Below are 24,316 nucleotides of genomic sequence, written 5' to 3'. Positions count from 1 at the left end.
TGTCCTCCATGCTGTCCCTTGCCCATCCTCTCAATGATAAGAAAAGCCATATAGAACAAGCGCTCCAACGCCATCCCGTCCAACTCCACTATGGCGCGGGACAACAAGCTACGTTCACCCTCACCGCTCACCATCCCGCCACAGAGCAGAGCGAAGCATGGTGCTGGGACATTGGCGCGCTCTTGGGCCCATGCCCTCTCAGAGTGCGCTTGCCAGATATTGCCCTCGACCCCTCATGGCATAATGGACTCTCGTCACTATGGGATAAAGCAGACCCCGCCATCCAATCCGCCTTCATGGCCGACCAAGCCCACCATATCATCGATGCATGCGCCCACCAGCTTGGCCTCTCCGTCGAGATCACCGACGCCCGCCATATCGCCAACCAGCATGACCCTCATCCCACAGACGCCGATATGCTCTCCCTCCACGGGCTGTGGACACTGAGCCATGGAAATACCATTCCTGTGTGCGTCCAAATCCCCCAAGGTCAGCATGACGCATGGATAGCTATCCTCCAACGTTTTGCGTCCGCTGACGCCACCATCCACCACCCCATCTCCATCCCCGCATACTTCCTCTACGGACTCATCACCATCGAATCCATAGAGCACATCCATACATGGCACGCCGGCGATATTGTCTTCTTTGATGTCAGCCCCCGCATGCACCAGCCCGTCCTCTGTCTCGGTAAGACCCTACGCCTCAGCACAAGAAAAGACCAAGAACAGCACATATGGCTCGATGCGCCCCTACCGCCCGCCCAAACAGAGCAAGAGTCCTACGTCCTAGAATGTCATAGCGACAGATTCCCCATCTGCCTCTCAAAACTCACAGGGACAAACCCACAGCGCCAGCCCATCCCTATTCCCCCGCAAAAACAGAGCCTCATCCTCTCCCTCAAGAATCACACTATCGCCACATGCGCCCCCACCATGATCAGCAATAAACGCGGTATCAGACTCCAGAACACACCATCCGCCAACGATACATGGCAACAGGCGCTACAAAATAAAGCGCGATAAGTCTTGCTCACTCACAACATCACGCAAACGCTCACGCACATAGGCCTTGTCAACGGAAAACGCACCCTCCGTATCACCAGCCCTAAAACTGATGTCCTCGAGAACTTTCTCTAACAACGTGTGTAGACGCCTCGCCCCGATATTCTCCACATCGGCATTGATTTTTGTCGCCATCGCCGCGATCTCCTCAATGGCATCCTCCGTCACCTCAAGCATAACCCCTTCCGTCTCCATTAACGCCTTATATTGACGCACTAAATTATTCTCAGGCTCCGTCAAAATACGGACAAAATCCTCACGGGATAACGACTCCAACGACACACGCACAGGCAAACGCCCCTGCAACTCGGGCATCAAATCAGACGGCTTGGCAAAGTGAAACGCACCAGACGCAATAAATAAAATATGGTCTGTCTTCACAGAGCCATGACGAGTCTGCACGATCGTCCCCTCAATAAGAGGAAGAAGGTCACGCTGCACGCCTTCACGACTCACATCGCCACCACGCCTGCCATCACGCGATACACATATCTTGTCGATCTCATCAAGAAACACAATGCCATGCTCCTCAACCTTCTCGATAGACTGACGCGCCACATGCTCCTCATCCATTAACTTGTCGCTCTCTATCTCAAAGAGAATTTTCTTTGCGTCCTTGACGCTCACCTGTCGTTTCTTCTTGCGTCCGCCACCCATCATGCGGCCTATCATGTCGTTGACATTCATCATGCCTATCTGCGCGCCCGGCACACCCGGAATATCCATCAACGGCATGGAGGAGGATGAACTCTCTGACGTCTCAATAGTGACGTTCTTATGGTCATAGCGCCCCTCACGTAAAGGCTCTATGTGGCTCGCATCGTAGACAGCATTGTCCTCTTTCTCTAGCTTCCTGAGCAGCATCTTGAGAACAGCATGCTCAGTCGCCTCCCTGTTTTTCTCACGCATCTCATGGCGAGTCATATTGATGGCCACCCCCACAAGGTCGCGGACAATTTGTTCCACATCCCTCCCCACATAGCCTACTTCTGTGAATTTCGTCGCCTCGACTTTGATGAAAGGTGAGCTGGACAGAGAGGCAAGCCGACGCGCTATCTCTGTCTTGCCAACCCCTGTCGGCCCTATCATGAGGAGATTCTTGGGAAGAATCTCTTGACGCAAAGCATGGTCAGCCACCCGTTGACGTCGCCAACGATTACGTAGGGCAACAGCCACCGCCTTCTTCGCGCCTTCTTGACCCACAATAAAACGATTAAGCTGAGAGATAATCTCACTGGGTAAAAAGAAACGCTGTTGTTCTGCCGCCATAGACTCGCCTCCCGTGCCTTTACGTTGCCTTTAGAACCGTGATGGCGTGATTCGTGTAAATACATAAGTCAGCGGCGATCGCCATAGCCTCTCGCACGATCGCCTCCGCATCCATATCGTCCCGCCCATAAAGAGCGCGCCCCGCCGCCATCGCATAATTGCCGCCAGAGCCAATGCTGATGACGTCATACTCTGGTTGTATCATATCTCCAGACCCAGATAAAAGAAATGTATGCTCTTTGTCAGCAACAAGCATCATCGCCTCTAAACGCTGTAAATACTTGTCCATGCGCCACTCCTTTGCCAATTCGGCACATGCGCGTGTGAGGCGACCATGCTCCTCCAATTTGTTCTCGAGGCGCGCAAAGAGCGTCAACGCATCAGCCGTATTGCCAGCAAAGCCAGCGATGATACGTCCTTTCTGCATGACACGCAACTTGTTGGCATTAGACTTCAGAATTGTCTGCCCATGGGTGACCTGACCATCGCCCGCCATGACGACCTGTCCCCCCTTCCGCACCGCTAAAACAGTCGTCCCATGCCACGACACACCCACTATCCCGTCATGCGCCATCATCGAGCCCGCCACATCACATCATGTCTCCCCATGCCCTCACCCTCACTAGAACAAGCCATAGACAACAGCCTTATCATCGACACCCACACTCTCAGCGGCGGGACGAGATGGCAAGCCCGGCATCGTCATAATATCGCCCGCTAAGACAACGACAAAACCAGCGCCAGCCGATAAACGCACATCACGCACAGGAAGACGAAAACCTCTCGGCGCCCCTTTGCGACTGGGGTCGGTGGAAAAACTATACTGGGTCTTCGCCATACAGATAGGAACATCACCAAAGCCCATGTCCTTGTAGTCTTGCAACTTCTTCTTTGCCACCGCCCCGATGTCGACACCATCGGCACGATAAATCTCCCGCGCAACAATCTCTATCTTCTCTTCTAAGGGAGTCTTGTCGTCATAGAGCGGTGTGAACGCCCCCTTCCCTCTCGATGCCACATTAATGACTTCCTGCGCTAAATCCACAGCGCCTTCACCCCCCTTCTCCCAATGCTCCGCCAACACCGCTGAGACACCTTGCTCCCGACATGCCTGTTGCACCTCACGTATCTCAGCCTCCGTGTCGGTGGGAAAACGATTGATCGCCACAACGACGGGAATGCCAAACTTTTGGATATTTTCCACATGCTGAAGAACGTTAGGCAATCCCTGACTCACAGCGCCCACATCCTCGCGACTGAGCGCCTTCTCATCAGCGCCGCCATGCAACTTCAAAGCGCGCACCGTCGCCACAAGAACAGCCGCCGCCGGACGAAGACCACTCTTACGACATTTAATATTAAAAAATTTCTCAGCCCCTAAATCCGCGCCAAAACCCGCCTCCGTCACCACATAATCCGCTAAGGTCAGCGCCGTCTTGGTCGCTAACACCGTATTACAGCCATGGGCGATATTGGCAAAAGGTCCACCATGCACAAAGGCAAGGTTGTTCTCTAACGTCTGCACTAAATTGGGCTGTAACGCATCCTTCAACAACGTCGTCATCGCCCCGTCTGCCTTGAGGTCACGCGCCGTCACAGCCTGCCTGTTCTCGTCATACCCCACAATAATCTTGCCTAAACGCTCTCGCAAATCCTGTAAGTCTGTCGCCAAACATAAGATCGCCATCACCTCTGACGCCACCGTAATATCAAAGCCATCTTCACGAGGAAAGCCATTGGCAACACCCCCCAGAGAGATTGTCACATGGCGTAGCGCCCTGTCATTCATATCGACGACACGACGCCATACCACGCGCCGAGGATCTAACTTTGGGTCATGACGCCAGTAAATATGGTTATCCACCATCGCCGAGAGCAACATATGGGCCGACGTTATCGCATGAAAATCCCCCGTGAAATGAAGGTTGATGTCAACCATCGGCACCACTTGCGCATATCCTCCCCCCGCTGCTCCCCCCTTCATGCCAAAGCAAGGCCCTAAACTAGGCTCTCGCAATGCCGCAATACAACTCTTGCCTAGACGATTAAGCCCATCAGCCAAACCAACGGTGGTGGTCGTCTTGCCTTCGCCAGCCTTCGTCGGCGTCATGGCTGTCACCAAAATCAGAACGCCGTCTTTACGCCCATGCATGCTGTCAATATACTCTAGGGGAAGTTTCGCCTTGTCATGGCCATAGGGATGAAGGTCACCAGCCTCTATCCCCAACCTATCACGGGCCAGCTCAATGATGGGACGCAAATGCGCCGCCCTTGCAATCTCAATATCGCTCTTGTATTTTCCTTTGGACGCCATATGCTCCCACCTCCCACGTTCGTCAGTCATCACACCCTCTCTACAAAGGGTCACACTAGAACGACACGCCCCCTACGTCAAGACCCTATATCACCATATCACCCATGAACGCCACACCATCACCTCCTTACCCCTTTCGTTCCTCATTTCTCCAAGAGGCATGGGCAAGGGGATTCATCCACCAATGCACCGATTATCAAGCCCTCGATAACGTCCTCCACACACACAAAGACGCCAAAGCCTATATCGGCTTCGATGCCACAGCCGATAGCCTCCATGTGGGAAGCCTCACACCCCTCATGATGTTACGCCTCTTCCAAAAACATGGCCATCAACCCATCATCGTCATGGGAGGAGGAACAAGCCTCATAGGCGACCCCTCTGGCAAAGATACAACACGCGCCCTCCTCGACAAAAATACCATCCACAAAAACAGCCAAGCCATCCAAACCCTCTTCGACAAAATCCAATGCGCGCCAAAAGCCCCAAACGCCTTCCAATCCTTCAATAACGCCACATGGCTAGAACCCCTCGCCCTTATCCCATTCCTCAGAGACATAGGACGCCATCTCTCCGTCAATCGCATGCTGAATGCCGACTCCGTACGCCTACGGCTGGAACGCGAACAACATCTCAGCTTCCTCGAATTTAACTACATGGTCCTCCAAGCCTATGACTTCCTCGTCATGGCACAACAGCACGCCTGCTACATACAGATGGGAGGAAGCGACCAATGGGGAAATATCACCACAGGGATCGAACTGGCGCGCAAAAAAACCTCTTTGCCACCCCTCTACGGACTCACCATGCCCTTGCTGACAACCGCCCAAGGCGCAAAAATGGGAAAAACCGCCCAAGGCGCCATATGGCTCCATGCCGATAAAACATCCGTCTGGGACTATTGGCAATTCTGGCGCAATTGTCGAGATGACGATGTGAGACGATGCCTCCTCCTCTTTACCGATATCGATGTGGACACCATTCACGCCCTCACAGACCATGCAGGCGAAAAACTCAATGACGCAAAAAAAGCGCTCGCTGACGCCACCACCCAACTCCTCCATGGCGCTGACGCCGCGCGGGACGCAAGAAAAAGCGCCGATGCCACCTTCGAAAAACACCATATCGGACATCACTTGCCCCTCACGACCCTCACCCAACAAGAACTAGAACACGGACTCCCCCTCATCGATGTCCTCATGACGAGCGCCCTATGTCAAAGCCGTAGCGACGCCAAACGCCTCATCGCGCAACAGGCTATCAAAATCAATCGACAAACCATCACAGACGAACACATGACCCTCTCCCTACAGCATTTCGATACAGACAAACAATGCATCCTCTCCAAAGGAAAAAAACATCATCGACGTATCACTTACACGCCCTAAAAGACATCCAAGAAACGCCGCAACAAGGGAGGCGCCAGAGATGACCCCAATGTGATGTCAAAATCATACTGGCCACCCACAGAGTCCAACGTATAGGGAACGCCCACAAAGTGACTCTCGTCACCACCGCCAAAATCGCCAATGACGGGAATCTTGCCCAAAAAATTATTGAGGACATACGATGGCACAAAAACGCCCTCTAGAGATAATCTGTCACCAGACAGCTCATAAAAGCCATCCACCGTCATCCCTAACGTATCGCCCCATAAGACACCGCCTTGAAGATGCGCCTTGTCACTTCCCCTCTCTACAAAAATCACGCCGTCCCCCTCCTCAAACAAAATGCTCCCATCTCCTGTGAAAAATTTCACGATACCAGAAGGCGACAACATATTAGACAGACGCGTGACCAACAGGGAATCCTTAATGACCATATCATCCACAAGGAATGTCCCGTCAAAAAGACGCGAACTCTCTGGCGCGCTATCCAAGAAAAAACCCGATATATCTATCCGCCCCTTGTCAATGCCGTCATAACCTGTGAAGGCATGGAGAAACGCGCCGACATCCTCGCTGAGCATCTGTAAATTCCTGTCTGAAGCATCGTCCTCGCCACCGCTTAACGAGACTTCATGGCGCGCTGCGCGCCCATCCCCCCACCCATCTCCATGGCGTGTCTCTGCCGTCCATGTGAAACGCCGCCACAATGTATCACGCGTGACGAAAGATAAGGCGACATCTGTCAGCGCTGGCGTCGCGCCTTCTGCGAACCTCAGACGACCCAACGCCAACGACATCGCCACGTCTTTATCTGTCCCTTCCTTTTCCGTTCCTGAGGCAAATGTCTCTCGATAAAAAGACATAACATCCGCAAGAGATGACAAAATGACGTCATCACCCTCGATGGTTAATGTCCTCACCTGTCCCATATCGTCCCATTGCAGGGCGACATCACTCATCCCTAAACGCATGACAGGAAAATCAAGGGACACCACGCTGTAGGACTCCCCAGATTTCACCAAACGCGCTGTTCCGCGCACATCGATACCCTCCCCGCCTATGGTGATAGGCGCTACCACCAAGACACCATCGGCATCAAATTGCATGGTCACCTCGGCAAACGCCTCTGTCCCCCTCTCCTTCTCCCAGAAAAAGACAGGGAAACGCACAGCGCTATGACGCCCATCGATTTTTATCCGCCTCTCCTCACTCCCATCACGCCTATGCAATGTCCTATCATCCACAAACAGAGAGCCGTCCACACGAATGCCCTCAAACACATGCTGGTCGGCATGATACCATCCCATAAAACGCTCTCGTCTCACATAGGTCGATTCTTGGGAAAAAAATGTCTCATAGGACGCCACACCCTTCGCCACACCCCCGCCAATCTCAACGCTCCCCTCCACATACAAGGAGTCGTCATCCAATGTGAACTGAACAGCTGGACTGCTCAAATCATAGCCCGCAAACGCATCCTTCACCCAAAAATGAAGAATGTCGCCCGCAAACGCCACATGCGTTTCCTCTTGCGGGTCATCACGAAGAACATAGCGCAAAAAACATATGGCATTGACAAACCCGCCAAATCTATCACGCTCTACCACCAAAGGAAAATCGCCATACAGAGAATAGGTATCCATGACGTAGAAAAAATCCTCCAGGTCAGACGTGATATGAATGTCCATCTCGGCGCGCTCCATGCCAACCTTATCTAAATCAATGAAACGCATCGTCGAACCGCCAATGGCAACGTCATGGATCATCCCTCGCACAATATCGATGTCAAAACGTGTCTCGTCATAATAGGCAACGCCATCACCTCTCACCAACAGAGAGGCATCATCCAAAGACAAAAAATGCGTCTCGCGGAAAAACATATCCCCTTGAAACGACTCCAAGCGATAAGGGTCAGGACTCGATGGAGAAAACATCACATCCATATGCATCTGAGCATAGTCTATCGTGCCTTGTCGCAACCTCTTCAACACCCATGCGCGCGCCGACGTCGACAGATTTTTTGGCCATAACGCTGAGACGACACGCAAATCCAGCGACTCAAAAGACAACACCATAGGCACATGGTAGGTCTCTGTCCCATGGACATCGCTTATATGGGAAAATAAGGACACCACGCCGCCACCAGCCAGACGGAAACGCACATCGCGCACACGCATGGCACGGGCGACAAAATTCATATCGATATGGAGATGGAAAGATTCAATCCCCGGGGAAGAATGCCCTTCTCCTATCGTATAAAAACGTGGCGCCTGAATATCACGCATCTTCCCCGCCAACTTGAAAGACAATTGAGGAATGTTCGACATATCATCCACAAACCCTTCGACCGTCCCCTCTACCTCATCCACAGAAAGAGACGAAAGAACAGACGTCTCACCTTGTTCGAGACATGGCGCCAGCTGCGCTAAGGTGAAAGAGGACAATTGAAGGGCAAAATATCGTCTCCTTGACGGCGCAACATCATCCCACACATGGTAAGAGAAGGCAGCCGACCCTCGAGGCCCTTCATCCATGTCACGCCCCCCACACCTCTCAGCATACATGCGCAAGGCAATATCTCCAGAGAGCCCCTCCTTCGCCTTTGTCTCGAAGGAGACGGTATCGAGTTCCAAACGAAACCTCTTACTCCCCGTATGATTCTCGATAATCATCTGAGAATCCTCTAACACAAAGAAATCAAGGGGCGCAGAAAACATATCACTCAATAATAATAAGACTCCCTCACCCCCGCCCTTCGACCATGTCAGCAGGCGCACGACCATCGCCTCAAGGAAAGAGCCTTCCTCGTGCATTTTTAAAAACACCTGTGTGCTTCCCACAGCGAGACGACGCACCACCCCCTCACCCCCCAACCAACGAGGCCAACCTAAGGCAACCCGCACCCGCGGAATGTCCACTGCTAACCCTAACACACGATTATCAATGGCCACATGCTCTATGTCGTAAAAGAGCCCATCCTCATCCCAACGAAGAACAGACGCCTCCACATCCCAATGATAGTCATCCCCCACATCCACCAATGCCCCATACACATAAGGCGAAAAAACGCCTAAGGACAGGGACTCCTTGTTGACAAAGACCATATGGACAACATAAGAAGCCGTGCCCATAAGGAAAACGACCATGAGGGAGGAAAAAATGACTATAATACGTCTCATCAGCATGACACCATTTTACCCTTTCTTTAATGGAAAAGATAGAGGCACAGACACAGCATGCATCCCTTCTCAAAGAAGGGGCAGCACGTTGGCAACGGATATACAAACAGCTACGCGCAGAATGGGAAAAAGAGTCGTCCCATGACACCCCTGTGTCCCTTGATGATGATTTTTTCAGCTGGTTGTGCGCCTGTTCGCCCTATCTGGAACGCTGTGCCATACGACATAGCGCCATGTTACGCGCACTCCCTCGCCAAGATTGCTCTGTTCTTATGGAGCATTGTATCGAGTCCCTCAAAGCAAATATCAAGGCGCATCCCCACGACCACATGGCGCATCTACGCCATTTCAAGCAACAATGCCATCTCATCATCGCCTATGCCGACCTACGCCACCTATGGAGCGATGAACAATGCATGAGCATGCTCAGCAAAGTCGCCGATATCTGTATCGATAACGCCCTACGTTATGCATGGGACTATCATACAAAAGGGAAAAAATCAATCCCCATAGAGGAAAGTGGCCTCTTCATTCTTGGCATGGGGAAATTGGGGGGCGAAGAGCTGAACTATTCAAGCGATGTGGATTTATTGATCTTCTATGACGCACAGCATGAGAGTTTTCAACATCTGGCCTTGGATCATATGGCCCTGTCGTCCTTCATCCGCAAGGTCATCCATCACTGCATCGATATCCTCTCGCGGCAAAATGACCATGGCTATGTTTGGCGTGTTGATTTACGCCTTCGTCCCGATTATGGCACGACAAGCCCCGCCCTCTCTCTCGAAGCAGCAGAAGTCTACTACGAAAATATGGCACAGCATTGGGAACGCGCTGCCCTCATTAAAGCCCGCTTCGTCAGCGGCGATAAGAAGACAGCGCAACAATTCCTCTCTTATATACAGCCCTTTATCTGGAGGCGACATATGGATTTTTCCGCCCTCAGAGAAATGAAAGCCGTCAAAACAATCATGCAGGCAAAGGGAAAACAGAAAGCCGATATTCTCGGACTCGATATTAAACGATGTCGAGGCGGTATCCGCGATATCGAATTCTTCGTCCAAACCATGCAGCTCATATGGGGTGGAAGAGAACCCGCTCTACGCACACGCTCGACCATCGATAGCCTTCGCGCCCTTCGAACATGCGAAAAAATCCATAAGGACACACAGACAACCCTCTACGAAGCCTACCTGTTCTTACGCTCCCTAGAACATCGTATGCAGATGCGCCTAGACCAACAAACACACCATATCCCCTCACAACAAGACGACGCCGAGAGTCTCGCCCTCTTCGCCCGCCACAAGAGCCTGCACGGACTCCAGCACGCCATCCGCCACCATTGCCTCGCTGTCGAGACAATCTATCGTGACGCCTTCCACACAGACGAAGACGATGACAAGCGCATATCACAAGGAGAAGCCCTCCACCAACTTATCCTCAATCCCGACCACCGCCATGCCGCAAGGGATTACCTCAAAGACAGGGGACTAAAGAAAACCGACACCGCCCTCGATAGCATAAGGCGATGGATAAGAGGACAATATCCCGCCACCCAAGGGGATGCCGAACGACAAAATCTTAAGAGTGTCCTCCCCGCGCTCATCGACGCGTTGAGCGCCCAAGACGACCCCGATTATGCCATCATGATTTTCGACCAATTCCTCTCTTCCATGCCCATTGGCACGCAACTCTTTAGCTTGTGCCAATTTCGTCCGGCGCTCATATCCCTCCTCGCCACGATCATGGGAGTCGCCCCTCGCCTTGCCACGCGCCTCGCCAGACGTCCCGTCCTCATCGAGTTCCTCACCCAAGGCGATTTCCTCAAAGCGCTCCCACAACGCGCCGCCCTGCTGAAAGAGCTAGAGCAAGAGATGCGCCATGATGAAAGCCTCCATGACAGCATGGATAGCGCAAGACGATGGAGCAAAGACCGCAAATGCCAACTGGGCATACAGATTCTGCAACACCAGACAGACGCCTTACAGACGGCCCAAGCCTATACCGATATTGCCGATAGTCTGATGCTCGCCCTCAAACCACGCGTAGAAAAAGACCATAGGAAACACTATGGCACTTTCCATAAAGGTGAGCTCGCCATTATCACCTTAGGCAAGTGGGGAGGAGGCGAACTATGCGCCGCCTCAGACCTCGACCTTATCTTCGTCTATGATACCCTCCCCCTCGACGCGCGCTCTCAAGGAGGCAATACATCCCTCACCCCCGCTCCTTATTACAACCGCCTCGCCCAACATCTTGTCCAAGCCCTCTCCACGCGCACCAGTGAAGGTGAGCTCTATGTCATTGACGCGACCCTACGCCCCTCTGGTGAGCAAGGCCCCCTTGCATGCAGTTTAGAAGCATTCACAAAATACCAAGCCAAAGACGCATGGTGCTGGGAACATATGGCGCTCACAAGAGCCCGTATTATCGCCACAAAAACACCCTTCAACACAACCCTCCGCCAGACGCTCGACAATATCATCACGCGCAAACGCGACCCCACAGCGCTCAAAAGAGACATCCTCCATATGCGCATGCTCGTAGAAAAAGAAAAAGGCCACAACATGCTCGACCCCCATACGCTCTTCTGGAATCTCAAGCACCGCCGAGGCGGCCTCATGGATATCGACTATATCGCCCAATATCTACAACTCCGCTACAGCCATGAGACGCCAAACATCCTCCATAGCGCCACAAAACAAGTCCTCCACAGAGCCCATCAAGCGGGGTATCTCTCTCAACAGGCATGCCACGACCTCACCCAAGCCCTCTCCCTATGGCAGAGGCTGGACGGCTTACTCAGGCTATGCCATAAGGGCGCTTTTGACGACCGCTTTGCCAGTCAAGGGCTTATGAAAGGGTTGATGCATGTCGCTAAAACACACAATACACAAGCATTACGCGCCGTCATGGAGACCCACGCCTCGCATGTCGCCAAACATTTCGATAGCATCATCGCAAAACGCCCGCCCCTGTAACCAACCCCTCACACCAACCATGCCATAGAAATGTGCTGGGGCATGTGCTTGCGCGGGTTGACACAAGGCTACCATGCACGATAGCCTATGGCCGTGACATCCGTGATATGGTGGCGTTCATTAAAACAATGACGTTCATTGATGGCGTTCGGGTGTGTGCCGAGGGCGCTGGTGATGCATGAGAAAAGGCTATGACAAATTTTGAGACATTGATTCTGCTCGTTGTCATTTTTTTCCTTGTCCTTGTCTATAAGGGCGTGGAGGTTGTGCCTCAATCTCAGGTGCATCTGGTGGAGCGTTTCGGACGCTACACAAAGACTCTCGCCCCGGGCTTGAATTTTATCGTTCCTTTCCTCGACATTATCGCCCATCGCGTCTCGATTCTAGAACGCCAGCTGCCAGAATTCAAAATTTCTGTCATTACCAAAGACAATGTGGAAGTGGGATTGGAATCAACCGTGTTCTATCGTATCGTGGATGCGCCATCATCGGTGTATCGCATTCGTCATATTGATAAAGCTGTCTATACGGCCTCTACGTCCATCGTGCGCTCCGCTGCTGGCAAGTTAGAGTTAGACGAGCTACAATCATCCCGTGAGTCCATGAATCAAGAAATCGCCGTCAATCTGTCGGCGGCAGCTGAAATCTGGGGTGTCGAAGTCACGCGCACCGAAATCACCGACATCGTTGTGGATGAACGCACCAAAGAGTCACAACGACAGCAATTGGATGCCGAACGCGAAAGGCGCGCCATGATCGCAAAGGCCGAAGGTGAAAGGCGCTCCGTCGAGCTGCGCGCTGACGCTGAATTATACGAAGCGGAAAAGCAAGCCGACGCCATCAAAGTCAAAGCTGACGCCGAAGCCTACGAAGTGCGCGTGAAGGCGGAAGCCGATGCCAAACAAACGACTCTCCTCGCTCAAGCCATCAAGGAAGACGGACAGCCCGCTATCGATTTCGAAATCCTCAAAAGACAAGTGCACGCCTTAAGCGCTGTGGCGACATCCAATAATACGAAAACGCTCATCATCCCCACAGATATTGCGGCGGTGCTGGGCTCTCTGGAGACCATCCTGCAAAGCATCAGGCCTGAAGACAAAAAACGTCCCCCCTCTATGCCTGTGACGAAAAAACCCTGAAGAGGAAAACCTCATGAATGGACATACGAGCTATGGGATGGCGGTAGCAGCAAGCTGGACGTTACAATGGGAATACTGGGCTATCCTTGGCTTGGTGCTGATCATTGCCGACATGATATTGGGATGGAATTTCTTTGTTGTTCCCATTGGCTTCGCCTCCCTCGCCACCGCCTTCCTCCTTGGCATGACGTGGGATTTTGGCTTTATCAATTACAACGCATGGAGTCATATCGTCCTGCTTTTTGCTGTGTCTAGCCTGCTCTGTGTCGGTATCCTAAGGACGTTTTTCCATAACAAAAAAGAGACACCGAAAGACATCAACGACTACTAGGGCGCGCCTTCTTGCGACTCTTGATGCCCTATAGAGAGAAACTCGACAATCCTGCCTGTGTCTTGCGCCTTTTTCTGGTAGCGCGTGCTGGGCCAATCATGGACATGAGGCGCGCCACGCCAGCATGCCTGAAGAGCGCCATGACTCTGCTCCCTGAGCGCGTCCCGCACATGGGCACAAGCACATGCTCTATCAGACGCAAAACGCCAAGAGCCAGCCACCGCCATGGTACGCATCACCTCAGACACGAAGGAAGGACATATCAGACGCCTCTTCCTGTGACGTTGCTTAGGCCATGGGTCGGGGAACAATGTAAAAAAACGATGAACAGTGCCATCCTGCAATGCCGATAACAACAAAGAGCCGTCCTGAGCGCAAAGACGTATGTTGCCAATACCATAGGAGTCGATGTCCCGAAGGAGACGCCATAGGCCTTGCCTATGGCACTCGCACCCAATGAAACCCCAATGGGGATAACGCAATGCCTGCCACACCAAATGCTCGCCAGCGCCAAAACCAATCTCCACAGCAAGATGGTCGATGGCGTGAGAGAACAACGCACTGCCATCAATGGACGCGCCCTCTTCGGGGACAGAAAAACCCCAACGCTCCCACAATAGGGACGCGCGTTCCCTCTCTTGAGGCGACAGGCGTCCTCCCCACCGCCGATAATAAAAAGACGTTGTCCGCCTTAGAGCGCCTTCTGTAATTCTTTGACCAAATCCGTTCGCTCCCAAGAGAATCCACCATCCTGTGTGGGTTCACGACCAAAATGCCCATAATTCGCCGTCATCTCGTAAATAGGACGCATCAGCGCTAAACGCTGAATAATCCCCCATGGGGATAGGTCGACAACATTCTTTATTGTCTCAGCAAGAACAGAGTCATCAACCTGACTCGTGCCATAACTATGGACATACACCGATAAAGGACGGGCAACGCCAATGGCATAAGAGAGCTGTATGGCACAACGAGACGCTAACCCCGCTGCAACAATGTTCTTCGCCACATAACGCGCCATGTAGGCGGCTGACCTATCGACTTTACTGGGGTCCTTCCCTGAGAAAGCGCCACCGCCATGAGGCGCCGCCCCACCATAGGTATCAACGATAATCTTACGACCCGTCAAACCCGTATCGCCATCGGGACCACCGATGACAAAACGCCCCGTGGGATTAACATGAAAATCTTTCTCCTCACACATCCACCCGTCAGGGAGCGCCGCCTCTACATAGGGACGCACCATCTCCCTGACGTCATCGCCATGGACACTCTCCTCATGCTGACTCGATAGGACAACCGATGTCGCCTTCACAGGCTTGCCATCTTCATAGAGGAGACTTATTTGACTTTTCGCATCGGGACGTAGCTGTGGTAAAGCACCCTTATGACGGGCTTGTGCTAAGGCATGAAGAATTCTATGGGCATAAAAAATAGGGGCGGGCATGAGACAAGGACTCTCATCACAGGCGTAACCAAACATGATACCTTGGTCGCCCGCCCCTTGTTCTTCCTCACCCGTGTGCCTATCCACACCTTGAGCAATATCTGCCGATTGCTCATGCAGATAGTTCGCCAACTGAAGAGTCTTCCAATGAAAACCTTCCTGCTCATAGCCTATCTCACGAACGACACGGCGGACAATATCCTCGATACCATCGTGTGCTATATGCGCCTTGCTACGTATCTCGCCTGCCAACACAACCCTATTGGTGGTCGCCAATGTCTCGCATGCGATACGCGCACCAGAATCTTGTGCTAAATACGCATCAACAATAGCATCCGACACCCTATCGCATAACTTGTCTGGATGCCCATCAGACACGGACTCACTGGTAAAAATATATGAACTCACAAAAATACACCTTTCCCATGCCGACCGTCTTGTTGCCGCCAGCATAATAGAGTCTTATGCCCTTTTCAAGATGTTTTATCCCCCTCACCTATCGCGCCTCTGCCAAATGGTTTTTGCTCTTGTGCGACTCGCATCAGTCTCTCACCATCCATCTCGTGCCTACGGGGCATCCGATAGCCTAGAGGAGAGACGGGATTGAAAAAATCAAGGGAAATCTTAAAAACATGGACGACAATATCCACTAAACGCCCCGCTGGGATACGATTCTTGCCTGTCTCGCACTTATGGAGCTGCTGCTTGGAAATGCCGCCAGCACGCGCCACATCCTCAGGCTTCACACCAAAAAATTGACGCATGGCATATAAACGCTTCCCTATCCACCTGTCCGTGTCCGTCACACGGCGCGCTTCGTCCTTTTTCTCTATCATCGCCTCTTCCTCCCCCACCGATACCATCGTGAACATACAGCATGCATAAACCTAAGATATAGCATATGTAAACCTAAGGTATAATGAATGATATGTCAAGAAGGGATACGCCCATGTCTCTGAACACTCCCAAGAATACAGCATGGATGGGACTCTCAAAGGCTGTCCATAGCGTGATAATAATCAACTTAAGGTTGATTATTCCTCCATATACGCCTCACAAGAAAGAATGTTTTTCGTCATTTATGGGATAGAGAGCCTTATCGTCTCAGTGGAGGATGGATGGGCGTTATCAAGAAGGCGAGCCCCAGTAACAAAAAGAGCAAGACGGGCGCATTCCCATAGGCGCTGTAGAATGTCCTCTCATGGAGGGGTTTTGGGAGAGGGTGGCGTATCACACCCGCTGTCTCTACAGGGATATGGTGAAGGATACGGCCATGGGCATCGATCAAGGCAGAGATTCCCGTATTGGCGACTCGCGCCATAGGAAGCCCTTCCTCGATGGCGCGCATGCGGGACGCAAAGAAGTGCTGTGTCACACCAATGGAGTCGCCAAACCACGCATCGTTGGTGATATTCACAAGCCATTGCGGTCTCTTGCTTTGCCTGATAGACACGGTGGCATCATGAGGGAAAATGGCTTCATAGCAAATGAGAGGACTCAAGGGCGGTATATGGTCACTGACGACAAGAGTCCTCCGTCCCTCACCAGCGGCAAAATTATGGAATCCATCAATCACTTTATGGAGAGGAAAATAGTGCCATGTAGGGACATATTCCCCAAAGGGAACAAGACGCACCTTGTCATAGATCTCCTCCACACGTCCATCGGCATTAAAGACAAACAGACTATTCCATGACGTTGTTTTCCCGTCAGAATTCACTTCTCGGTGGATTGCGCCACTCATGAGCATATCCCCCGGACGCAAGAGGGATGCGATATCGAGATAGGATTGCACCCTATCGGGATAGGTCGTGATCGCCGTCTCAGGCCAGATAATGATACGTCGACCTTGACTCTCGGTGCTCTCCACTTGGAGAGCGCCAAGCTCGCCAGAAAAAACATCATCATCGATACTCATACGTAAATGTCGGCTATGGTGTTTCTCGCGCAGTGTCACATCCCATTTTTCGCCTTGTGGGATATTGCCCTGTACCATATGAAGACGTATGTCGTCATGCACACCCAACGCCGTCTCCATACGTTGCGCACCCCAGAACCACGCCCCATAGACAACGGCCGCACTCATCATGAGCATCACCAATAATGGCGGCATAGCGACATGAACAGCATGCTCTTTTTTATCATCAAAGGAGAGACAGGCGGCCAAAGAACAAGAGACCCACGTCACAAGGAAACTGACACCCCATACACCCGTGAGCGATGCGCCTTGTAACAGGGGAAGATACGAACTCAGAAAAAGCGCATTGATATTCCACGGAAAACCAAGAAAAAGAAATCCTCTTGCCATTTCCACCAATGTCCATACAGCCGCAAACATGGTGACATAGCGTATGGAGGATAAACGAAAAGACCGCCTGAGGGCACAGATGATGACACAGGCAAACGCCACATAGAGCGAGAGGAGTGCCACCATAAGCATCACAGAGGGAATGGCAAGAGGCGCGAACATCGCAGGGCCAAAAGCAAAGGAATGGGTAATCCAATAGAGACTACTCCCAAAATACCCAACGCCAAACAGCCAGCCCACATAAAAGGCTTTGGTGAGAGAAGGCATCACCCCAATGAAAAAAGCAAACAGACTCCACAAAGGCACAAGCACAAAACTCATACCATAAGGAGGCAAGGCAAAGCTGATACCAACACCCAATAAAGGCGCGATAAGAGCAAAACGACGGGTGAGTGCAGAAAGAACAGGCATAAAGAAGACGAAAAAGGAACGCTCAGCCACGAGGGTGCGTGTCATGAGGCACTTCTGCGGGAACAGCGCGTAGGCGAAGACGGCGAATGCGCCGCATATCCACATCCAACACATCGAATTCCCAACCCGCATCGCTACGGACGACCTCACCCCTATCGGGAACACGCCCAGCAAGGGCAAAGACAAGACCCCCGACCGTATCGCAATCGTCCGTCAACGTCCCCGATACACGCAAAGGACCAACAGCCTTCTCGATCTCATGGAGATGGCAACGGGCATCAACAATATACGAGCCTTCGCGCTCTTTGAGCCAAGAACCCGTATGGTTGCCCAGCCCATGAACACGTCCATAAACACGTCCATGACCACGCCCGTGAACACGCATGTGGGAAATGTCCTGAGACACCGACATCATCACATCATGCATGGTGATAAACCCATCCACCCCGCCATATTCGTCCAGCACAACCGCCGCCGTCGTCCCATGGTGACACATATCGGCAAACACATCGAGAACCCGCGCCGAGCCAACGACATAGAGAGGCTTTTCCAAGCATGTCGATAAGGACTCTGTCTTCTTCCCCTTATCAAGGAGCGCCAAGTCCCATGCGCGCACACAGCCTATGATCTGGTCCAAACTATGGCGATAGAGAGGAATGATATCGACTTTATGTTCGCGCATGCGTTTCATAATATGGCGAGGGTCGGTGCTGATGTCCGCCGCCACCATGTCGGCACGAGGCACCATCAAGCCATCGACGCGGTCATCGTTCATATCCATGAGGCGTCTCACAATCTCTATGACAGACGAATCACCAGACTCCTTACCCTGCTCGTTGTCATCTGACGCGCTCCCATTGCCCTGATAATGATTGTTGTCACCCCCATTCTCCTTATAGGAACGCAACCTATCCAGCCATGCTTTCATCATAGTCCCTCATCGCAGCGCGGGTCAGCGCCCACGCCTTGTCTGCCTTTTGCTCCATAAGACGATACGCGCCTTCTGTTCCATGGGTATAGCCCACAAGATGTAACCCGCCATGGATAATCAAACGACATGCATGACGATACCACGTCATAGACAAGGCGCGCGATTCTTTCATGACCGTCTGATACCCAAGAATAATATCCCCCAGACACCATGGCGCCATAGAAGGACGATGACGCCCATCCTGCGACATCCCCCGAGACATCCCCCGAGACAGCCCCCGAGAGGTCCCCCGAGACATCCCATGAGAGGTCCATGACATGCTGTGCCATGCATCACATGCCTGTTCATCCCAAAAACTGAGGACGTTCGTTGGCATGTCTCTTCCTCTGTGACGCCTATTCATCATATGAATCACCGCATCATCAACAATGCTGACATCCACAACATAATCTGGCGGGCGGTGTCCCTGCCTCTCCCTCCCCTCTTCCTCTTCCATGACGATACGGCGCGACGGGCTTGCGCTCTGTAGACTCGCCCATAAGGCATGGCGCAACAGCTGATGAAAAGGCTTATGCACAGACCATCCTTCACTCCTGTCGCACAATGTGCATGCCAACAAGACATGTCTCATCTATTCCTCCCCATGCTCTCCATGGCCTCGATGGGCTTTCTGTCGTCTCCCCTCTTCTGCCATATTGGCTTGGCGGGCTTTACGTCCATAGGCTTCGAGCATTTTCTGAACAAGGGGGTGGCGGACTGAGTCCCTCTCTGTGAAATGGATGACTTTAACATCGTCCATCGAGGAAAAAATCTCGAGAGCATCCGTCAGCCCTGAGCGAGACGACGGAATGCTATCCACCTGACTGGCATCGCCAGCAATGACCATGTGTGAGCCTTCACCAAGGCGGGTCAAAAACATCTTCATTTGTATCGGTGTCGTGTTCTGTGCTTCATCGAGAATGATAAACGCATTCCTCAATGTGCGTCCACGCATAAATGCCAGAGGCGCAACCTCGATCATCCCTCTGTCCCTATAGCGCGCAAGGGTGTGGGGCGACATCATGTCGTTGAGCGCATCATAGAGAGGACGTAAGTAAGGGTCTACCTTTTCTTTCATATCGCCCGGCAGAAATCCTAGACGTTCCCCCGCCTCTACAGCTGGACGCGACAGCACAATGCGCTCTACATCACCAGACACAAGCATAGAGGCGGCATAGGCGATAGAGAGATATGTCTTGCCAGTGCCCGCAGGGCCTTCGGCAAAAACAACGGGATAGCGCGCCATCGCTTCCATATAACGGGCTTGCATAAGACGACGCGCCACCACACCATGCTGATGAATGCGAATCGATGCCTTTCTCTCTTCATCCATGCCTTCAACGGAAGACAAGAGGCGCTGTCTGCGTCTTTCCTCATCATAACATGCCATGACGCTCTCTTGGGACACCCCATGCTCACCGCCCATAGACGCCAATGCGCCATAGAGACGCTGGAGAGCGCGCACGACATGGGCAACCGATAGAGGCTCACCCACAACCGACAATGTGTTGCCTTTGGGGTAGATAGAGACGCCCGCCTCTTTTTCCAAGCACACGAGGTGAGCATCATGGACGCCACATAACAGAGCCAAGCGGTCTATATCCTCAAAGGACAGGACAACCGATGTAGGCGCTAACGCCACAGGGGTCGACTCAGAGAAAGAATGGGAGGTCAGCCGTGTCTTTTTCACGAGAATACCATAGGAGATTTCGCCTGTATTGACGCATGAGGGGACGACATGGAAGACTCAAGACGCCCATACACGCTGTGGGGTGACGCTCTGTGGATAGAGACGTGGCGTATTGTGCCGACACCCGCCTCCTCGCCATGCCATGCGTCAATATGGACAGACTGCATCCATGGGCTACGCCCGTAGCATGTCCCGTCCTCTTTTTTCTCTTCCACAAGGACGGGAATGGTCATGCCACAAAGCCTCTCATGAAAGCGTGTCTTGCTCTCCTCGAGCACATCTTGTAAGACTTTCAAACGCCTTTGGGCGTCCGATGTTGATACGCCAGTCGGGCGCATGGCGGCTGGTGTCCCATGGCGCGGCGAATAGCAAAAGGAAAAGCCAGAGGCAAAGCCTACATCACGAACCATATCAAGAGTCTGCGTAAAATCCTCTTCTGTTTCGTTGACGAACCCAACAATGAAATCGGACGAGAAGGCTATGTCCTCACGCCTATGGCGTAGTTTGTCGATAATACGGCGGTAATCATCTGCCGTATGACGCCTGTTCATAGCCTTCAGCACCCTATCAGAGCCAGATTGCACGGGCAAATGCACAAAAGGCATCAATTGGGGAATGTCGCCATGGGCATCGATGAGGTCTTGCCGCATATCGGCAGGATGGGATGTCGTATAGCGAATACGCTCTAGCCCGTCTATCAACGCCAAACGCTCGATCACGCCAGCAAGAGAGAGCGTGCCTCCCCGTCCATCACACCCATGATAGGCATTCACATTCTGTCCTAAGAGGACAATCTCGCGCGCGCCATGGCGCACCCGCTGGCGCGCTTCCTCTAACACAGCCTCAACGGGACGAGACCATTCGGCGCCACGCGTATAAGGCACAACGCAAAAATGACAGAAACGGTCACACCCTTCTTGCACCGTCATCAAGGCGCTCACACGGCTCGTCTTGATAGGGGGTAGAGCATCAAATTTTTCTTCATAGGCAAAAGATGTGCGCATCACGCCCGCCCCTTTCATCCCATCCCTTGCGCCCTTCGCCTTTTTCATGGACGACAGGCGGTGAAGGCGTGCCATGACTTCGGGAAGAAGATGGTAGCTCTGAGGGCCCATGATAATATCGACAAAAGGCGCGCGCCGTTTCATCTCACGCCCCTCCGCCTGAGCGACACACCCCATGACGGCGATGGTCGTCTCACGCCCCTCGTCTCGCCGCTTCTCTTTCACAAGACGCCACGTCCCTAGTTCAGAATAGACTTTCTCCTCTGCCTTCTCGCGAATATGACAACTATTCATCACAAGAATATCCGCATGCTGAGGCGACTCCACCGCTCGATAGCCTAAGACGTCCAACATATCACGGACACGCTCCGAATCATAGACGTTCATCTGGCAACCATACGTCTTCAAAAAAACTGTGCCACCCACGAAAATCCTTCTCCCACTCTTAAGCCCTCTATCACCATAATAGAGCATGTCCATAAGTCAAGTGTCGTCAGCATACACGCGCTTATGTTTTCTCTTCGTATTCCATCGCATGTTTTTCGCCACCTATGCCGTAGAGGTCTTGAGCCACACCTTGTCTCACGCATAGACAGCACCGATGGGCGAGGTCTTTACGCGACGATGCGGCGCGCGACACCATAGGCGTATAAAAACGCATGGTGACGAGACTCTGCGTCACGGACAATAAGCGCCACACATGGGCTATCCAACGCATATGCCCATACCACGCATAGGTTGAGCGCATCATCTGCCGCACAGGCGTGCCATCCATATGGCTATAGGCAATACTCACAGGTTGAACCTTCATGTCATGGGCGTAAGCCGCATCGAAGAGGCTACTCTTAAATTCACGGACTTTGTTGCCGTCAGTCGCATACCCCTCAGCAAAGAGCATGAGACTCTTGCCATCCATCAGTTGAGACGACAGCCTATCGCGCTGCTCACGCACATCAAAGCGCCGATGCCGTTGAACGAAAAGGGGAGGATGCCACCATGAAAAAATACGAAAAACGCGCGACAATAATAATGTCTCTTTCGCCACAAAACGCACATCTGGCAAAACCATCCCCATGATAGGAATGTCAAGCCACGAGGCATGGTTGGCGACAAAGAGACATGCGCGCCTATAGCGCACCCCCTGAACACAGACATGTATCCCCATGATCGCTAACAACATCCTATAGAAGAAACGAGCAACAGAAGGGAGGGGCTCTCTCAGAACAGGACGACAGACGACATGCGTGACGACAAGACACATAAAGAGGGCAAACAACATGACGACACGCACCCCCCTGATGAGCCATTCCATCATATGACGATGTTCATGCAACCTTGCTCAACGGTGGACATAGTCCTTGCGTCAAGCATAAAAGAACGCTAGAAAAATATCGCATATGGTCGGCCCATCGAGTGACGTGGTTTTAATAGAGAGAGCAGTATAACACACAAAAGAACATAATACTTGGTATGTGCCTTTGGCATGTTCACCTTGGTATGGTCTTATGTGCCGTTTTTTTCCTTAACCGAACGGAATAAGCGTAGTATGGGACAGCGATGTATCATTCGCCATGGGGATTGCCTCGACATTCTCCCTGAGTATAAGGACGGGATGTTCCATCTCATCTATATTGACCCCCCCTTCAACACAGGCAAACGCCAGAGGCGTCAACGCATGGCCGTGGCACAAGATATGCATGGCACGCGTCATGGGTATGGCGGGAAACGTTATCATGTGACGGACATCGACTCACCATCTTATGACGACTATTTTGATGACTTCATGGCGTTCATTAAACCACGCCTGATAGAAGCCTACAGACTCCTTGCCCCTGACGGGGCGCTGTTCTTCCATATCGATTATCGCGAAGCGCATTATTGCAAGGTCCTCTTGGATGACATATTCGGTCGGCAGAGTTTCATGAATGAAATCATATGGGCCTATGATTATGGCGGACGCTCTAAAACACGATGGTCAGCAAAGCACGACACGATTTTTTGGTATGTGAAAAACCCTCGTTGTTATACATACCGCTATGACGACATTGATAGAATTCCGTATATGGCGCCTAGTCTGGTCGGCAAGGAGAAGGCGGCAAGAGGAAAGACACCCACAGATGTGTGGTGGAATACCATTGTCCCAACCAATGGGCGCGAAAAAACGAACTACCCGACACAAAAGCCCGTGGCAATTCTCGAACGCATTGTGCGAGTCCACAGCAATCCCGGGGACATGGTCTTGGACTTCTTTGCTGGCAGTGGCACAACAGGGGAAGCCGCCATCCGCCATGGACGCCATGCTGTCTTGATCGACAGCAATCATGACGCCATCACGATCATGAAAAAGCGCCTCGAACGCGCCGCAACGACCATGAGGGAAACGCCCTTATGATTTTTCTTTATCACGCCCCTCGAGGGGAACAGCATAGAGTTCGAGGCGATGCCCTATGAGGCGATAGCCTAATTCTTGCGCGATCTTGTGCTGTAGTCTCTCGATATCGTCATTGGAAAATTCGATCACCTTCCCGCTACGCACATCCACCAAATGGTCGTGATGCTCCTCTGTCGCTGGCTCGTAGCGCGATCTGCTCCCGCCAAAGCCATGGCGCGCTAAAATGCCAGCATCCTCTAACATACGCACCGTCCGATAGACCGTGCCGATACTGATGGATGAATCTCTCGCTTGCGCCCGCCTATAGAGCTCCTCCACATCGGGATGGTCATCAGCTTGTTCTAACACATGGGCAATGAGGCGGCGCTGCTCCGTCATCCGCAATCCACGCCTATGACACAGAGCCTCTATTTTTTCCACGATCGACAT

The 24,316-nt window shown here is 52.3% G+C and carries 21 protein-coding genes; 7 read left to right on the top strand and 14 right to left on the bottom strand.

The genetic code is table 11. The features are described 5' to 3' along the window. Positions 1-8 precede the first annotated feature (8 nt). Positions 9-1,025, top strand: coding sequence for a hypothetical protein (locus GDA54_03125; protein MBC6497297.1), 1,017 nt, complete (start codon positions 9-11; stop codon positions 1,023-1,025). On the opposite strand, the gene hslU is transcribed toward GDA54_03125, so the two are convergent. The 3 genes from hslU to GDA54_03110 are packed head-to-tail and all read right to left on the bottom strand — an operon-like array spanning position 1,005 to position 4,647. Then, a complete protein-coding gene (gene hslU / locus GDA54_03120; protein MBC6497296.1) occupies positions 1,005-2,333 on the bottom strand; it encodes an ATP-dependent protease ATPase subunit HslU in 1,329 nt (442 codons plus the stop codon). The genes GDA54_03125 and hslU overlap by 21 nt on opposite strands. A 19-nt stretch (positions 2,334-2,352) precedes the next feature. Further along, positions 2,353-2,907 carry an ATP-dependent protease subunit HslV gene (hslV, locus tag GDA54_03115; GenBank protein MBC6497295.1) on the bottom strand — a complete coding sequence of 185 codons (555 nt, stop codon included), beginning with the start codon at positions 2,905-2,907 and terminating at the stop codon, positions 2,353-2,355. Between the two features lie 48 nt (positions 2,908-2,955). After that, positions 2,956-4,647, bottom strand: a complete 1,692-nt coding sequence (locus GDA54_03110) for a formate--tetrahydrofolate ligase (GenBank protein ID MBC6497294.1) — start codon at positions 4,645-4,647, stop codon at positions 2,956-2,958. Between the two features lie 104 nt (positions 4,648-4,751). Here GDA54_03110 and GDA54_03105 point away from each other — a divergent pair, with 104 nt between their 5' ends. Further along, a complete protein-coding gene (locus GDA54_03105) occupies positions 4,752-6,035 on the top strand; it encodes a tyrosine--tRNA ligase (GenBank protein MBC6497293.1) in 1,284 nt (427 codons plus the stop codon). On the opposite strand, the gene GDA54_03100 is transcribed toward GDA54_03105, so the two are convergent. After that, positions 6,032-9,214 carry a hypothetical protein gene (locus tag GDA54_03100; GenBank protein MBC6497292.1) on the bottom strand — a complete coding sequence of 1,061 codons (3,183 nt, stop codon included), beginning with the start codon at positions 9,212-9,214 and terminating at the stop codon, positions 6,032-6,034. The two genes, GDA54_03105 and GDA54_03100, sit on opposite strands and share 4 nt — an antisense overlap. 29 nt (positions 9,215-9,243) lie before the next feature. Between GDA54_03100 and GDA54_03095 the strand changes: the two genes are divergently transcribed. The 4 genes from GDA54_03095 to GDA54_03080 are packed head-to-tail and all read left to right on the top strand — an operon-like array spanning position 9,244 to position 13,665. After that, positions 9,244-12,195, top strand: a complete 2,952-nt coding sequence (locus GDA54_03095; GenBank protein MBC6497291.1) for a bifunctional [glutamine synthetase] adenylyltransferase/[glutamine synthetase]-adenylyl-L-tyrosine phosphorylase — start codon at positions 9,244-9,246, stop codon at positions 12,193-12,195. Positions 12,196-12,227: 32 nt separating this feature from the next. Next, positions 12,228-12,377, top strand: a complete 150-nt coding sequence (locus tag GDA54_03090; GenBank protein MBC6497290.1) for a hypothetical protein — start codon at positions 12,228-12,230, stop codon at positions 12,375-12,377. 9 nt (positions 12,378-12,386) lie between these two features. Further along, a complete protein-coding gene (locus GDA54_03085; protein MBC6497289.1) occupies positions 12,387-13,334 on the top strand; it encodes an SPFH/Band 7/PHB domain protein in 948 nt (315 codons plus the stop codon). Positions 13,335-13,347: 13 nt separating this feature from the next. Then, positions 13,348-13,665, top strand: coding sequence for a hypothetical protein (locus GDA54_03080; protein MBC6497288.1), 318 nt, complete (start codon positions 13,348-13,350; stop codon positions 13,663-13,665). Here GDA54_03080 and trmB read toward each other — a convergent pair. The 9 genes from trmB to GDA54_03035 all read right to left on the bottom strand — a co-directional run bounded on the left by trmB (position 13,662) and on the right by GDA54_03035 (position 22,810). Continuing rightward, on the bottom strand, positions 13,662-14,402 hold the full coding sequence (trmB, locus tag GDA54_03075) for a tRNA (guanosine(46)-N7)-methyltransferase TrmB (GenBank protein MBC6497287.1): 741 nt from the start codon (positions 14,400-14,402) through the stop codon (positions 13,662-13,664). The two genes, GDA54_03080 and trmB, sit on opposite strands and share 4 nt — an antisense overlap. Further along, a complete protein-coding gene (locus GDA54_03070; protein ID MBC6497286.1) occupies positions 14,357-15,565 on the bottom strand; it encodes a methionine adenosyltransferase in 1,209 nt (402 codons plus the stop codon). Before GDA54_03070 ends, trmB begins: the two co-directional genes overlap by 46 nt. Before the next feature lie 20 nt (positions 15,566-15,585). After that, complete coding sequence (locus tag GDA54_03065) at positions 15,586-15,975, bottom strand: helix-turn-helix transcriptional regulator (protein ID MBC6497285.1); 390 nt, start codon at positions 15,973-15,975, stop codon at positions 15,586-15,588. Between the two features lie 233 nt (positions 15,976-16,208). Then, positions 16,209-17,876, bottom strand: coding sequence for an apolipoprotein N-acyltransferase (gene lnt, locus GDA54_03060; GenBank protein MBC6497284.1), 1,668 nt, complete (start codon positions 17,874-17,876; stop codon positions 16,209-16,211). Next, positions 17,854-18,762: a hypothetical protein gene (locus GDA54_03055; protein ID MBC6497283.1), complete on the bottom strand. Its 909-nt coding sequence runs from the start codon at positions 18,760-18,762 to the stop codon at positions 17,854-17,856. The genes lnt and GDA54_03055 overlap by 23 nt, the downstream gene beginning before the upstream one ends. Next, positions 18,740-19,393: an rRNA maturation RNase YbeY gene (ybeY, locus tag GDA54_03050; GenBank protein MBC6497282.1), complete on the bottom strand. Its 654-nt coding sequence runs from the start codon at positions 19,391-19,393 to the stop codon at positions 18,740-18,742. The genes GDA54_03055 and ybeY overlap by 23 nt, the downstream gene beginning before the upstream one ends. Then, on the bottom strand, positions 19,394-20,443 hold the full coding sequence (locus GDA54_03045) for a PhoH family protein (GenBank protein MBC6497281.1): 1,050 nt from the start codon (positions 20,441-20,443) through the stop codon (positions 19,394-19,396). Positions 20,444-20,487: 44 nt separating this feature from the next. After that, on the bottom strand, positions 20,488-21,969 hold the full coding sequence (gene miaB / locus GDA54_03040) for a tRNA (N6-isopentenyl adenosine(37)-C2)-methylthiotransferase MiaB (protein MBC6497280.1): 1,482 nt from the start codon (positions 21,967-21,969) through the stop codon (positions 20,488-20,490). A gap of 34 nt (positions 21,970-22,003) precedes the next feature. Then, positions 22,004-22,810, bottom strand: a complete 807-nt coding sequence (locus GDA54_03035; GenBank protein ID MBC6497279.1) for a 1-acyl-sn-glycerol-3-phosphate acyltransferase — start codon at positions 22,808-22,810, stop codon at positions 22,004-22,006. 231 nt (positions 22,811-23,041) lie between these two features. Between GDA54_03035 and GDA54_03030 the strand changes: the two genes are divergently transcribed. Next, on the top strand, positions 23,042-23,887 hold the full coding sequence (locus GDA54_03030; protein ID MBC6497278.1) for a site-specific DNA-methyltransferase: 846 nt from the start codon (positions 23,042-23,044) through the stop codon (positions 23,885-23,887). Here the strand turns inward: GDA54_03030 and GDA54_03025 are convergent. After that, positions 23,882-24,316 (bottom strand): transcriptional repressor, encoded by a 435-nt coding sequence (locus GDA54_03025; protein ID MBC6497277.1) that lies wholly within the window; start codon positions 24,314-24,316, stop codon positions 23,882-23,884. The genes GDA54_03030 and GDA54_03025 overlap by 6 nt on opposite strands.

This window comes from Alphaproteobacteria bacterium GM7ARS4, from assembly GCA_014332745.1.
In the GTDB taxonomy this organism is placed as follows: Bacteria; Pseudomonadota; Alphaproteobacteria; order GM7ARS4; family GM7ARS4; genus GM7ARS4.
This window is presented reverse-complemented; position numbering and strand designations above follow the sequence as displayed.